Source organism: Devosia oryziradicis, from assembly GCF_016698645.1.
GTDB classification, from domain to species: Bacteria; Pseudomonadota; Alphaproteobacteria; order Rhizobiales; family Devosiaceae; genus Devosia; species Devosia oryziradicis.
The window spans coordinates 3034377-3047479 of sequence record NZ_CP068047.1; the positions used below are offsets into that span (position 1 = coordinate 3034377).

14 protein-coding genes are annotated in these 13103 nt (G+C 63.9%); 6 read left to right on the top strand and 8 right to left on the bottom strand.

Annotated features, from left to right (window positions below; genetic code table 11):
* Positions 1-13 precede the first annotated feature (13 nt).
* Positions 14-256: a DUF4160 domain-containing protein gene (locus tag JI749_RS15070; protein ID WP_201655697.1), complete on the top strand. Its 243-nt coding sequence runs from the start codon at positions 14-16 to the stop codon at positions 254-256.
* Complete coding sequence (locus JI749_RS15075) at positions 231-491, top strand: DUF2442 domain-containing protein (protein ID WP_201655700.1); 261 nt, start codon at positions 231-233, stop codon at positions 489-491. Before JI749_RS15070 ends, JI749_RS15075 begins: the two co-directional genes overlap by 26 nt.
* A gap of 148 nt (positions 492-639) precedes the next feature.
* Here the strand turns inward: JI749_RS15075 and JI749_RS15080 are convergent, their stop codons facing one another.
* From JI749_RS15080 to JI749_RS15090, 3 genes are read right to left on the bottom strand one after another with little or no spacing between them, the layout of a single operon-like run.
* A complete protein-coding gene (locus JI749_RS15080; RefSeq protein ID WP_201655703.1) occupies positions 640-1794 on the bottom strand; it encodes a phage portal protein in 1155 nt (384 codons plus the stop codon).
* Between the two features lie 17 nt (positions 1795-1811).
* Positions 1812-3068 carry a DNA-packaging protein gene (locus JI749_RS15085; RefSeq protein WP_407644888.1) on the bottom strand — a complete coding sequence of 419 codons (1257 nt, stop codon included), beginning with the start codon at positions 3066-3068 and terminating at the stop codon, positions 1812-1814.
* Positions 3046-3459 carry a hypothetical protein gene (locus JI749_RS15090; RefSeq protein ID WP_201655709.1) on the bottom strand — a complete coding sequence of 138 codons (414 nt, stop codon included), beginning with the start codon at positions 3457-3459 and terminating at the stop codon, positions 3046-3048. The genes JI749_RS15085 and JI749_RS15090 overlap by 23 nt, the downstream gene beginning before the upstream one ends.
* Positions 3460-3558: 99 nt before the next feature.
* Here JI749_RS15090 and JI749_RS15095 point away from each other — a divergent pair, with 99 nt between their 5' ends.
* Positions 3559-3789: a KTSC domain-containing protein gene (locus tag JI749_RS15095; RefSeq protein ID WP_201655712.1), complete on the top strand. Its 231-nt coding sequence runs from the start codon at positions 3559-3561 to the stop codon at positions 3787-3789.
* Between the two features lie 261 nt (positions 3790-4050).
* Here the strand turns inward: JI749_RS15095 and JI749_RS15100 are convergent, their stop codons facing one another.
* The 4 genes from JI749_RS15100 to JI749_RS15115 form a co-directional block, all read right to left on the bottom strand.
* Positions 4051-4437 (bottom strand): DUF2147 domain-containing protein, encoded by a 387-nt coding sequence (locus JI749_RS15100; protein ID WP_201655715.1) that lies wholly within the window; start codon positions 4435-4437, stop codon positions 4051-4053.
* A gap of 223 nt (positions 4438-4660) precedes the next feature.
* The gene (locus tag JI749_RS15105; protein WP_201655718.1) at positions 4661-5917 is read right to left on the bottom strand and encodes an Hsp70 family protein; all 1257 of its coding nucleotides are present in this window, start codon (positions 5915-5917) and stop codon (positions 4661-4663) included.
* An 80-nt stretch (positions 5918-5997) separates the two neighbouring features.
* Complete coding sequence (locus tag JI749_RS15110; protein WP_201655721.1) at positions 5998-6660, bottom strand: diguanylate cyclase domain-containing protein; 663 nt, start codon at positions 6658-6660, stop codon at positions 5998-6000.
* 68 nt (positions 6661-6728) lie between these two features.
* Positions 6729-7184, bottom strand: a complete 456-nt coding sequence (locus tag JI749_RS15115) for a YcgN family cysteine cluster protein (RefSeq protein WP_201655724.1) — start codon at positions 7182-7184, stop codon at positions 6729-6731.
* 131 nt (positions 7185-7315) lie between these two features.
* On the opposite strand from JI749_RS15115, the gene JI749_RS15120 reads away from it, so the two are divergent.
* From JI749_RS15120 to JI749_RS15130, 3 genes are all read left to right on the top strand, one after another.
* On the top strand, positions 7316-9472 hold the full coding sequence (locus JI749_RS15120) for a transglycosylase domain-containing protein (RefSeq protein ID WP_201655727.1): 2157 nt from the start codon (positions 7316-7318) through the stop codon (positions 9470-9472).
* A 122-nt stretch (positions 9473-9594) separates the two neighbouring features.
* Positions 9595-10167, top strand: coding sequence for a DUF1214 domain-containing protein (locus JI749_RS15125; protein WP_201655731.1), 573 nt, complete (start codon positions 9595-9597; stop codon positions 10165-10167).
* Positions 10164-10709, top strand: a complete 546-nt coding sequence (locus tag JI749_RS15130; protein ID WP_201655734.1) for a DUF1254 domain-containing protein — start codon at positions 10164-10166, stop codon at positions 10707-10709. The genes JI749_RS15125 and JI749_RS15130 overlap by 4 nt, the downstream gene beginning before the upstream one ends.
* A 120-nt stretch (positions 10710-10829) precedes the next feature.
* On the opposite strand, the gene JI749_RS17580 is transcribed toward JI749_RS15130, so the two are convergent.
* Positions 10830-12938 carry a calcium-binding protein gene (locus tag JI749_RS17580; RefSeq protein WP_201655737.1) on the bottom strand — a complete coding sequence of 703 codons (2109 nt, stop codon included), beginning with the start codon at positions 12936-12938 and terminating at the stop codon, positions 10830-10832.
* Between the last annotated feature and the right edge of the window lie 165 nt (positions 12939-13103).

Sequence of the window (13103 nt, forward strand, 5' to 3'; positions counted from 1 at the left end):
GCGAGCACTAGACATGCCCACAGTCCTTCGCCTCGACGGCTACCGGTTCTTTTTCTTCAGCAACGAGAATGACGAGCCGCCGCACATCCACGTTGAATTCGGCGACAAGCTCGCCAAGTATTGGCTTGAGCCTGTGGAACTGGCATCATCGCAGCGCGTCCGCTCCCACGAGTTGGGCGCGGTCCGGCGACTGGTCGTCGAACACCGCAATGAGTTCCTGAAGGCCTGGCATGACCACTTTGACGCTGCAGACTGAACCGCTCGCCGTTGACGTCGCCGTCACCGCGACGGTGCTTCGCGTCACCCTCGATGACGGCCGCGAACTCTCGGTGCCGGTTGAGTGGTTCCCACGCCTGCGCGATGCGTCCGACCTCGACCGCGCCAACTGGCGCCTGATCGGCCGCGGCGAAGGCATCCATTGGCCCGCCATCGACGAAGACATTTCCGTCCGCGGCCTGCTGGCCGGCCACCGTCAGACGCGGGCGGCCTGACCGGTTTGGATATCTTCGTTGCGCTCCTGCCCGTCATGCTTTTGCCGTTCGTCATTGCCGTCGGCGTGGTGGCGATTGCTCGCGGGGTCTATAGGATTGGGCTTCCACTCCTGGGTCTGGCGGTCGTGATAATCGCCTACTACGGCCTCTAAACCCCCAACATCGCCCGCTTCTCCGCGTCGCTCAGAAACTCCGCTCCGCCCACCCTTGCCCACAGCGCCGCGCGATCCTCCGCCAGAGCCTCCACCCCATCGAAATCCGGGCTGACCACCGCCCCGCCAAAGGCCGGCGACAGCCAGTTGCTCAGCTCCTCGGCCACCCGCACCACCAGCGGGATCAGCGTCTGCCGCCATAGCGCCCGGTTGGCCTCGGCCAGGTTGGCATAGGTATTGTCGCCCGGAATGCCGAGCAGCATGGGCGGCACGCCGAAGGCCAGCGCGATGTCGCGCGCCGCGGCATGCTTGGCCTCGATGAAATCCATGTCGCGCGGCGACAGCGCGAGGGCCTTCCAGTCGAGACCACCCTCGAGCAGCATCGGCCGGCCGGCATTGGCGGCGCCGGAAAAGTTCTGCTCCAGCTCCGCCTTGAGCCGGCTGAACTGGTCCTCGGTGAGGCTCTGCCCCGCCGCCGAATAGACCAGCGCGCCGCTGGGCCGCGCCGCGTTGTCGAGCAGCGCCTTGTTCCACAGCCCCGCCGCATTGTGGATGTCGAGGCTTGTCTGCGCGGCCTCGAGCGGCGCCATGCCGTAGTGGTCGTCGAGCGGATGGAACAAAGCCATATGCAGCACCGCGGGCACCACGCCCTCGTCCTGCCGCAGCCGCGCCGTCCGCCCGCCGGCGGTATAGTCATAGGCCACGGGCCAGCCATCGGCCCCGGCCACCACCTTCATGCGGTCCGGCCTGAGCCCAAAGATGCCGCGCACCTCGCCATCGACGATGCCCGCCTGCAGGTAGGCATTGCCCGCCGTCTGCAGATAGGCATAGACCGCCTCGAGCAGCTCTCCGCCCGATTGCCGCCCATTGGGCCGCGCCAGCAGCGTCGCCAGCGGGTGCTCATCCACCCGCCTGCCCCCCTCGCTCACCACCAGCGGCACGCGATTGGCCGTCTCGGCAATCAGCCTTACGCAGCGGTAGACCACCGGATTGCGCGCAAAGCCCTGGTTGACCAGGCTGGCAAAGCCCCGATTGCTCCAGCTCGCCGCGCCAAGTTGGCTGAGGCTCAGCAGCGTATGCCCGGCAAAGCTCTTCCGCTCCGCAGGCGTGTTCATTCGCCCGCCCAGGAGGCGGCTGATCCAGTTCGGCATGAGTTTGGTTCCTCGCCCTACAATCCGCGTATCCGCGGCCGCATCTCGTTGAGCAGCAGGTCCGTCACCGCCCAGACCAGGGCATCGACCCGGTCCGGCGAGTGCCCGTCGCTCCGCCCATCCACGCCAAAGGCGCACATCTCGTCCTCAAGGGCCGTCAGCCCGTCGGCGTGGCTCACCAGCCCGCGGCCATAGAGCGCCGCGACGGGTTCGGCGCGCAGCCACTTGCCCCTGATAGCCCGCACTTCCCGAACCGGCACGGCGCCGTCGACCTGGGCGATCACCGAGCGCACCAGGTCGCCGCCCTGGTTCACCTCCACCACGATGGCATCGGCCTGGTGTGCATGAAACGCCGCCACCGCCCGCCGCGCCCAGGCCAGCGGCGCCGCCGGCCTGACCGTGCAGTCTTCCAGCACCGCCACCCCCTCGCCCGCCCGACCGGCCACGACAATGCCGCAGGCATCCGAGCTGGCATTGCCCGTCACCGGTGGATCCACCGCCACGACGATCCGCCCGATCTGGCCGCCCTCGAAGCGCCGGAACATGCCACGCTGCCACAGCGCCCCCGGATCATCCTCGATCAGCTCGCCATCGAGCTCCTGCCGGCCGAGGAGCGTCCCCTCATAGCGCCCGACAACCGCCGTCATGAAGTCCGGCGCCAGGTGGGCGTGGTTGTCCGCGGTCCGCATATGGGTGAACACCGTATTGCTGTCGGTCAGCAGCCTTCTGAGCAGCGGTATCGGTCGCGGCGTGGTCGTTGCCAGTTGCCGTGGCTTGTCGCCAAGGCGAAGTGCGAACTGCAGGTTGTCCCAGGCCGAAGTTGCGTTGGGCCACTTCGCCACCTCGTCGCACCATGCTGCCGCAAATTGCGGTCCACGAAAGCGATCGGGGTCGGAGGCCGACATCAGCATGGCTTCCACGCCATTGGGAAACAGCAGCGTTCCCTGCCGAATGCGCGGCTGCGCGTCATCGGGAAAGACATCCAGGATGCCGCTTTCGCCCCGCACCATGATGGCCATGGCCTCCGTCATTGTTTCGCCGACCAGGGCGATCGGCCCCACCCCGGCATTGACCTGTTCCCTTACCCATTCCGCGCCCGTCCGCGTCTTGCCGCAGCCTCGTCCACCCATGAACAGCCAGGTCGTCCAGTTGCCCGCCGGCGCCCGCTGCGCCGGATAGGCCCAGTCCTGCCAGTCGAACAGCTGCTTGATGACCTCCTCGTCGGAAAGCTTGGCGACGCGGCGTTCGAACTTAGCGACGGCTGCGCTGTTCAAGGCGCTTGGCCAGCTTGGCACGCAGTTCCTGCATGTCGCGACGCGGCCGTGGTGCCTCGTCCTTGCTGTCATGGCCTGAAAGATGCGCCATCTTCTCGAAGTTCTTGATGATGTCGGCCAATTGCTGTGTCTCCTTGTCGCCCAGGGTTGCGCCGGTCGCACTGGCCAGCTTGCCCACCTGCTGTTCCAGCACGCCGAAAATCTTGTCGAAGGTCGCGGTCTGGCGTTCCCTCAGGGTCGACCGTCGCGACGGCCAACGCTCCCGCCTCTGGCGATGCTCGAGCTGCCCCTTGGTTACGCCGAACCGCTCGCAGATCGTCCTGAGCGTATCGTCACTGTGCTCATAGGCATGCCGGATTGCCGCCCAGTCCGGCGCTTGCGTTTCATCCATCCAATGACTCACTTGTGAATCGTCCCGACATCGCTGCCCGGAACCCATCGAATCCGCCACGGATTCGTCCATGCGGAGTCCAACCGGGAGAGACCCCCGATGTCCGCTGCCATCCGCCATATCCATTACAAGCCTGCCGACGAGGAACTCTCGATCTGGTTCGGACCCGAAGGCCGGCGCTACAAATATTTCGGCGTGCCCGAATTCATCTACGAAGCTTTGCGCGACGCCGAGTCGCGCGGCCGGTTCTTCAACCAGGCCATCCGCGGCCGCTTCGAATGCCGCTATGTCGACCCCGCTGAAAAGCGTAACCGCCGCTCGGCTTCGTGACCCAATTTCGTGACCATGCCTGAACTATAGCCGATCACCGTGACGCGGGGATAAGTCAGGGTGATTTTTCTGGCAAACGGCGGTGAACTGACCCTCTCCCGCCGGTCGTCACCCTCGGGCTTGACCCGAGGGCTCTTCACTTGACGATGTTGGGGATCGTGCCGCGGATGGCCCATCACCCGTGCTGAAAGTGGAGATCCCACGGGTCAAGCCCGAGGGTGACGGCAGGTGGATTTCTAGGGACGCTGCCCTCCCCCAGCCTCAGATCCTTACGAAATCCACGTTCTGGCAGGCGATCAGCTGGCAGCCGCGCAGGCTCATCTTGTTGCGGTTCACCAGGGTCACCGATCCGGACACCGTCTGGCCATCATACTTCACCGTGCCGCGCCATTTGTTGGCGCCGGTCGACCGCGCGCCCTGCACCACATGCTTGTTGAGCAAAGCCAGGTTTTCCGGAGTGCGGGCATCCTTGCGCAGCCAGATCAGCTTGGCGCAGAGCGCCGTGCCGTCCCCGCAATAGCTGACCGAATAACGCGACTCGCCCGTCGTGGTCTGCCAGGTGCCGACCGGGGTCAGGTCCTGGGCAAAAGCAGGGGCCGCTGCACAAAGGGCAAAGGCGGCGGCGGCGATGGTCTTGAACATGGTCATGGTCATCTCTCCTCTGTTGCAGCACAGAGTCGCCGCCCCGGGTTGAACGGGTTGAGAACCAATCGTTCGGATTGGGTTCATGTTCGGGCTTCCTTCACCTCTCCCTCTGGGGGAGAGGTCGACCGAAGGTCGGGTGAGGGGCCCTTTCTTTTATACCGCTGGGGAAAGGCCCCCTCACCCGCGGCTTCGCCGCCGACCCCTCCCCTAAGGGGGAGGTGCCCCCTCACCCAAACTTCCGGGCCGCATCCATGGCCAGCCCCAGACCCACGCTGCCCAGAACGTCGGTGCGCACCAGTTCCGCTTCGGGAAACAGGCCCCTTAGCCGGCTGGAGATCGCCGGCACCTGGGTCGAACCGCCCGTCAGGATCAGGCTGTCGATGGCCGCGCCGGCCACCCCTGCGCGGCGCAGCGTCTCGGCAATGGTGTCCTCGATGCGCTCGACCGAATGCTGCAGCGCCTTGGTGAGGTCGCCCTTGCTCATCACGGTCTCGATCCGGCGCTCGCGCACCGGAAAGGCAAAGTCCGTCGTCTCGTCATCCGAAAGCGCGATCTTGGCGGCTTCCACTGCCCCAACCAGCCGGTGCCCGAGGCGATCCTCGATCAGCTCGATCATCATCTCGACGCGCCCGGGCGCGCGCGCCTCGCGCTGGGTACCGCGCAGGTCACGCAGCGTCTGCGCGTTATAGAGCCGGTTGATCCGGTGCCAGGTGGACAGGTCATAATAGGGCGCCACCGGCAGGTGCCGCTTGCCATCCAGCGTCATCGTGCCCAGGCCCAGTTCGGGCATCACCTTGCCCATCGACAGCAGCCGATCAAAATCGGTGCCGCCGACATGCACGCCCGCCGTCGACAGGATGTCCTGGCTGCGGTCCACCGCCCGCGCCCGCTCCGGCGAAACGCGGATCACCGTAAAGTCCGAGGTGCCGCCGCCCAGGTCGACGATCAGCGCCAGCTTCTCGCCCGTCACCTGCCGCTCATAGTCGAGCGCCGCCGCGATCGGCTCGAACTGGAAGTCGACATGCTTGAACCCCTGCGCCCGCACAGCGCCCTCGAGCTGGCTCTGCGCCGCCGCATCGGCCACCGGATCGTCGTCGACGAAATGCACCGGCCGGCCGCACACCACCGTATCGACTTCCCCACCCAGTTCCGCCTCGGCGCGGCGCTTCAACTCGGCGATGAAGATACCCAGGATCGCGATGAAGCCATAGCTGCGCGCCTTGACGCGGGTGGTGTCGCCGATCAGCGCGGTGCCCAGCACGCTCTTGAGCGAGCGCATCAGCCGGCCCTCGGCCCCGGTCACATATTCGGCCACCGCCTGCCGTCCGAAATGGATGCTGTCATCCTCGAAGCCGAAAAAGATCACGCTGGGAATGGTCTCGCGGCCATCCTCGAGCTTCAGCAATTGCGGCACGCCGCCGGAATCGCGGCGCGCAATGGTGGAATTGGACGTGCCGAAGTCGAGGCCGCAAACAAGGGTCATGGCATGCCGTCCATCTGGGAAATGCGCCAGGTCGGCGCGAGGGACGGGCTTCTTAGTGTCTCAAGGCGGCGATGGCAACCTCAAGCCGCGCGGGCCGGTTTCCGCTTGCGTTCGAGAGCCGGGCGGAGGTCGACGGCCTCCATGCGGCCCATGCCGCGGCGCTGGGCCTTCTTGAGCGCCTCGGCCCCGGCCTCGAAGAACTTGCGGTCATAGTTGCCGCTCGGATTGGTCACCGCCAGGCCCATGCTCAGGGTGACGATCCCGGCATGGCTCTCCTTGTGCGGCAGGGCGAGGTCCCGCACCGCGTCGCCCATCTTGGCCGCGATGGCCCGCGCCATCAGTGCCGGCAGGTCGGGCATCACGATGACGAAGCTTGCCGCGCCCAGCCGCAGGCAACTGTCCCCGGATCGGGGCAGGATATCGGTGATCGCGCGCATGACCGTGAGCAGGCAGTCATCGGCCTCGGCACGGCCATAGGCGGTGAAATAATCGGCGAAGCGGTCGATCTCGATCACCACCAGGCTCAGCGATACCCGGCGCGCCGCCGCCTGGCTCCAGCCCTGGTGCAATTCTTCCTCGATCCGCGCCCCCAGCTTGGGCTTCATGCCGATCGACCGCGCGATCGCCGCCTGGCCATAGGCCGGCGCCCGCTCCTGCTGCACCGGGCGCATTGCCCCCAGCGCCGCGCGCACGCGCGTCCAGAAGGGTTCACTTGGCTCTTTGCTGATCGCAGTGTCGGTCATGGTAGCCGCCTGTCCTGGGCTGGGGCACCGCAGGATCAGGCCACAACATGGTTAACGGTGTGTAAAGATCACAGCCGCTCGGGCGGTTCCCATTCGGGCCAGTCGACCGCATGGTCTTCCCATTCGCCCGGCGCCACGTCCTGTTCGGCGAAAGTGCGGCCGCGGGCGGAGACGCCGACATCGACCACCGTCTGCGGGTCGCCCGAGATCAGCGGGTGCCACCAGGCCAGGCCCTTTCCCTCGGCAATGCGGCGATAAGCGCAGGTCGTGGGGATCCACTTGATCTCGGTGACATTCTGCGGCGTCAGCTTGATGCAGTCGGGCACCTTGGCCTGCCGGCCCGGATAGTCGGTGCAGGTGCAGGTATCGCCATCGAGCAGCTGGCAGCGGACGTCCGAGGTTATCAGCAATCCGCTGTCCTCATCCTCGAGCTTGATCAGGCAACAGCGGCCGCAGCCGTCGCAGAGCGCTTCCCACTCCGCCTCGGTCATTTCGTCCAGGGTTTTTTCGTCCCAGAAGGCCATCTTAATCCGTTGCTGTTATCGCTGTTGCCGGTTTGCTCTTGTCGGCAGCCGAGTGCAATCATATTCCAGCGATCATGTTGCGTTGATCGCGACGCGCGGACAACAGTCCGTGACCAAGTCAGGGGCCGTTGGTGCAGGATCCGTTCTATACCAAGGAAAAGCGCAAGAAATCGGGCGGCATGCTTGCCGCCGATGCGTGGCTGGATTCCTCGCTCTACGAATTCTGGCAGGCGCTGGGCCGCGGCTATACGCGCTTCCAGGATTTCATGAGCATTTTCCACGTCGCCGGCTTCAAGCGCCTGTTCGTGGAACTGCTCAGCGACGGCTTCTCGTTTTTCGCCATCGGCTGCGTCCTGATGACGGCTCTGGCCCTGCCCGCCTTCGACGCCACGGCGTCGGGCGAGTTCAACAAGGCCGAGGACTACTCCGTTGTTTTCCTTGATCGTTTCGGGACGGAAATCGGTCGCCGCGGCATACGCTCCGACGACTCGGTGGCGCTCGATGACATGCCGGACTTCCTGATCAAGGCGACGCTCGCTACCGAAGACCGCCGCTTCTACGACCATTTCGGCATCGATGTGGTCGGCACGCTGCGCGCCCTCGCCAGCAATGCCGGCGGCGAGAACTCCACCCAGGGCGGCTCCTCGATCACCCAGCAGCTGGCCAAAAACCTGTTCCTCAGCTCGGAACGAACCATCGAGCGCAAGATTATCGAGGCCTTCCTCGCGGTGTGGCTCGAGTGGCACTACACCAAGGACGAGATCCTCAAGCTCTATTTCGACCGCGCCTATATGGGCGGCGGCAATTTCGGCGTAGTGGCGGCGTCGGACTACTATTTCGGCAAGAAGGTGCAGGACATCAACCTGGCCGAGGCCGCCATGCTGTCGGGCCTGTTCAAGGCCCCCACCCGCTACGCGCCGCACGTGGACCTTGCCGCAGCCCGCGGCCGCGCCAACCTGGTCCTATCCAACATGGTTGCCGCCGGCTTCCTTACCGAAGGCCAGGTGACCGCAGCGCGGCGCCATCCGGCCACCCCGGTGAGCCGCGCGGCCGATGCCAATTCCCCCAACTACTTCCTCGACTGGGCATTCGAGCAATCCAAGCTGCTGATCGAGCGCAGCCACCATGCCACCAACAATTTCGTGGTGCGCACCACCATCGACACGACCCTGCAGAAATATGCCGAAGAGGCCGTCATTTCGACCGTGCTCGAACAGGGCGAGCAGTACAACGTGACGCAGGCGGCCATGGTGGTCACCGATACCCAGGGCGGCATCCGCGCCATGGTCGGCGGCACCGACTATGCTAAGAGCCAATTCAACCGCGCCATCGTGTCTACCCGGCAGCCGGGCTCGGCCTTCAAGATTTTCGTCTATTCGGAAGCCTTCGAGCAGCTCGGGCTCACCCCGTCGGACACGATCACCGATCGCCCGGTCTGCATTGGCGACTGGTGCCCGCAGAACTATGGGCGCAGCTACAAGGGCACGGTCACGCTGGCCTCGGCGTTTGCGCAGTCGCTCAACACGGTGCCCGTCACGCTCTCGATCAAGACCGGCCGCGATCCCATCGCTGCGCTCAGCCACCGCATGGGGCTACAGGCCGACTATCCCGTCACGCGTTCGCTGGCGCTCGGTGTGGCCTCGGTGTCCGTGCTGGACATGACATCATCCTATGCGGTCCTCGCCAACCACGGCTACAAGACACCAGCCTATGGCATCACGCGCATGACCACGCTTACCGGCGAGCTGGTTTACGAAGTCGATCCTGATGCACCACGCGAGCGGATCCTGAGCGAAACCACCGTCGCCAACATGAACTCCATGCTGCGCGGCGTGATCACCGGGGGCACCGGCCGTCGCGCCGACGTGCCCGGCGTGCCGGCCGTCGGCAAATCGGGCACGACGTCGTCCTATCGCGACGCCTGGTTCTGCGGCTTTACCGGCAATTATGTCGCCGCCGTTTGGTTCGGCAATGACGACTATCACCCGACCAACAACCTGACGGGTGGCACCCTTCCGGCCATAACCTGGCAGAAGTTCATGGCCTATGCGCATACCAATATCGACATCCAGCCGGTATTCGGCGTCGATTTCGCCATCGAACCCACGGTCGTGGCCGAAGCCGACCCAGCCGCGGTGGAAGAGGAAGTCGCCCAGCGCCCGCCCAGCCTCACCCCTGCCGCGGCTCGCAAGCTCGTCGACCTCGCCGATCGCTTCGCGGCGAGCCTGGAGTCGCAGGCGCCCCCAGTCGATCAGGCGAGCGTGCAGGCCGGTACGCAAGGACTTTAGTGGCGCTACGGCCGTCACTTGACCCTTCCGCGTCCATGGCCCCCTTGCTACAAGCGTCATAGCCATTCCGCGCGCAGGTCTCCCGTCAATGCCGTCCACCGCATCTCCGAGCCGCTAGACCCGTGCGTTTCGTCCTCTACCTTCTCATGATGATCGCGGTGGCGCTGGGGGTGGGCTTCGGCCTCAGCTACTATGCGCTGACTGATGGACGCTTGTTCGGCGTGGCGCAGGTCGGCCCCTGGCATGCCTGGCCGGATGTGGGCTCCAGCGCGCCCAACCCCTATACGCGAGGCCATCTGGCCCGCACCGCAGCCCTTGAACTGGGTCAGGCCGAGGGTCTGCAGTTCACCGCGACAGTCGACAGCGATGGCGAGCCGCTGACGCGCAACTGCGGCTATCGCATCGATGGCAAGACACCGCTCGCCACGTTCTGGACGCTGGTGGCGGTCGACGAGGCCGGCATCAACATTGCGGCGCCCGATGTGGCTCCGGCCATGCACAGCAACGCCATTGCGCGCGCGCCGGACGGGTCGATCATCATCAACGTGGGCACGCGGCTGCTGCCGCAGAACTGGCTCGAGCTGACCGGCGAGGGGCCGTTCAAACTGGTATTGACCCTCTACGACACAGCGGCCTTTTCCGGCTTCTCGAGCGACGCCTCGATGCCATCGATCGTGCGGAGAGATTGCGCATGATCCGTCCCCTGCTCTGGCTTATTGGCGGCGTGGTGCTGGGCGGCATCATCCACATCATCGTGATCCTGACCCTGCCCGCCCTGGCCGAACAGTCGGTCTGGAGCCGCGTCGCATCGCTTGACGCCGACAATCGCATGGTCATCCTGCCTGCCATTGCGGCGGGCGAGCCAAATCCCCTGGGCCTCGATCCGGAGCTGGCCTACGGCCTGTGCCGCATCGACCTGGCCAATGGTCCGGCCTATATCAGCGGCGTCCTGCCCGATGCGTTCTGGTCGGTTGCGCTGTTCGACCCCTCAGGCATAGTCACCTATTCGACCACCAACCGCGACGGCATCGGCCAGACGCTGGAGCTTGGCATCTTCAACGCCGCCCAGACTAGGCTCCTGGCCCAGCAGCAGCTCGATATCGCCGAGGGCCTTCTGGTCGTCGAGTCGGCAAGCGACAAGCTCCTCGTCCTCGTCCGCCTCGCCCCTCCCCACCAAGCCATGCGCGCCCGCTTCGAGCAGCAACTATCCGCTGTAAGCTGCGGAACGCGAGGCTGAGGCGGGCATCTCCACGACCGAAACCTTCGGAGATGCGCAGGGGGCGACTGGAACAGTCATTCCAGCGCGAACGGACCGACAACCCGGCACGAGTGCTAGGTCGCAGGACCATTGTGACCTTCAGAAGATAAAGTCGTCCGCTGCCAGGTTGCCCTTCAGAAAATTCGTGATGACGAGAACGTCGTCGGGGTTGATGCGGATTTCGACGTTGTTCCCCACCTGAATGGCAGAAGCCATGGCCGCGCTGTAATTAGCGAAGCCTGCACCTTGCAGGTTTATTCGATCGCCTGCTCCAGTGCCGCCCTCGAACCCGTAGATTGTATCGCGGCCATAGCCGGCGCCGCCGTAGCGGTAGATGTCATTTCCGGCACCGCCGGTAAGGCTGTCGTTGCCGATACCACCATCAAGATAGTCACTGCCGCCCCGCCCATCGAGGGTGTCGTTCCCGCCCAGGCCATACAGGTAGTTGTCGCCAGCGGTGCCGTAACCGTAGTCCGAGTTCTTGGTAAGGATAAGGCCTTCTATGTTGACGTAGGTATCGCCCGCCGCCGCACCGGTTCCCGCAACGATGTTGGCGAGATCCGCGGTAAGCCCACCATATCCGGCATCGTCGAAGCGAGCATAGTCTAGACCATTGCCACCATCGAGATAGTCTGCGCCGTTCGAGCCGAACAGGTTGTCATTGCCATCCTGGGTGTAGATGTAGTTGTTACCTCCATCACCGTAGACGTAGTCATTGCCATAATAGGTGATGATGCCTTCAATGCCGGTGAAGGTGTCGCCCTTGGCAGCCCCAGTGCCGACCGCAGCGCTGGCGAGCGAAACTCGAATATCGCCATAGGCCGCGTCATCGTAGCGGGCATAGTCGACGGTACCGTCGCCGCCATTGAGGGCATCAGCCCCCCACCCGCCGAAAAGCTGATCGTTGTCACTTCCCCCAAACAAAGCGTCGTTGCCCGTGCCGCCATACAGCCTGTCGGCTCCAGCATCACCACGTAGGGTATCGGACCCGGCGTCACCCTTGAGCAGGTCCGCGCCGCCGCCGCCTGATACCGTGTCGTCCCCATCACCGGTGATGATGGTGTCTACGAATGTTGATCCAACATAGTCGTCGTTGTCGCTGGTACCGGCAAGTTCGATCCCTCGCTCCCGGGGGTCAAAGATTTTCATTACCAAATCCCGGGCGTTTCCGTCTGCTACACCATTAGACGAGTAGGATACCGCAAAGCGGCCATCCGCCAGCATCGCAAGGAACGGTTGGTTTTGAACGTACCCATTGCTTTCAATAGTGAACGCGTTGCTGTTCGCTGTCCCATCGGCGTTGAACATTTGCCCGACGATGTTGTCATTGCTGGCCGTTACAATGACAAACCGGCCATCCGGCAATCCTAGAATTTGGGGGGAAAAGTCGGAGCCTCCCAGCTGAGCTGGAGTCAACAACCCCGTAACAGGTTGACCGACTTGGTCAAAAATCCTGTACTGCAACACGCCGTCGACGCCTGACCCCGCCCGATAGGCAATCGCAAAGCCACCACTCGCTAGGCCGGTAACACTGACTTCATGGTCCTGGCCACTAGCGGCTGGTACTGAGTTAGCTAGAAGCAGCGCCTCCCCAAAACGCGCGCCCTCATCAAGGCGCGAGCCGCGGATCGTATTATCGCTCCGATCGATCCACACAGCAATCTGAAGGCCATTTGCAAGTACGGCGATGTCCGGGTTGTCTTGAACGCCAGCAACCCCAACTCCGCCAGTGACCTCGTCCGGGCTGAATCTTAGATTGCCGAAGCTATCGTATGCCGATCGATAGATATCTCCCTCGCCGGCGCCAGGAGAACTATTGACGACAACAACATATCCTCGGCTTGACGCAATAGCTACGCTGTCCTGCTGTCCAGCCGTTGCCTGTGTAATGACAGCAGACCTCATCCCACTTACTGCCAATGTTTGAAGGTTGACGTCGCCAGCTTGGTCGATCCAGGCCACTCCCACTCGACCTCCACCGAGGCTAGCAACATCGATGCTTTGCGTGCCCCCCGAAGGAGCCGCAAATGTCGAGATCAGGCCGTAGCTACCAAAGAACCCACCCTCGTATCCGTTTACCGACTGCCAAGCAGCAAATATATGTCCGCTAGCGGTACCCACAATATGTGGGAAATACTGCCCACCTGCCGGCGGAAACCATCCAACGTTTAAATTGATTGTTCCGCCGACCTGAACAGGCACACCCATTTTGACCTCCGCAATCAAGGAAGATGAGGCTATGCCGACGTGCGGCCGGAGGCAAGAGACGGTCGAATATTATAGCGCAGTGAGCCCAATAAGAAAGGCACTCTGACGTGCACTGTCAGACAAGGCCATTCCTGCAGACTACGGGCAAATAATACAATGTCTTGG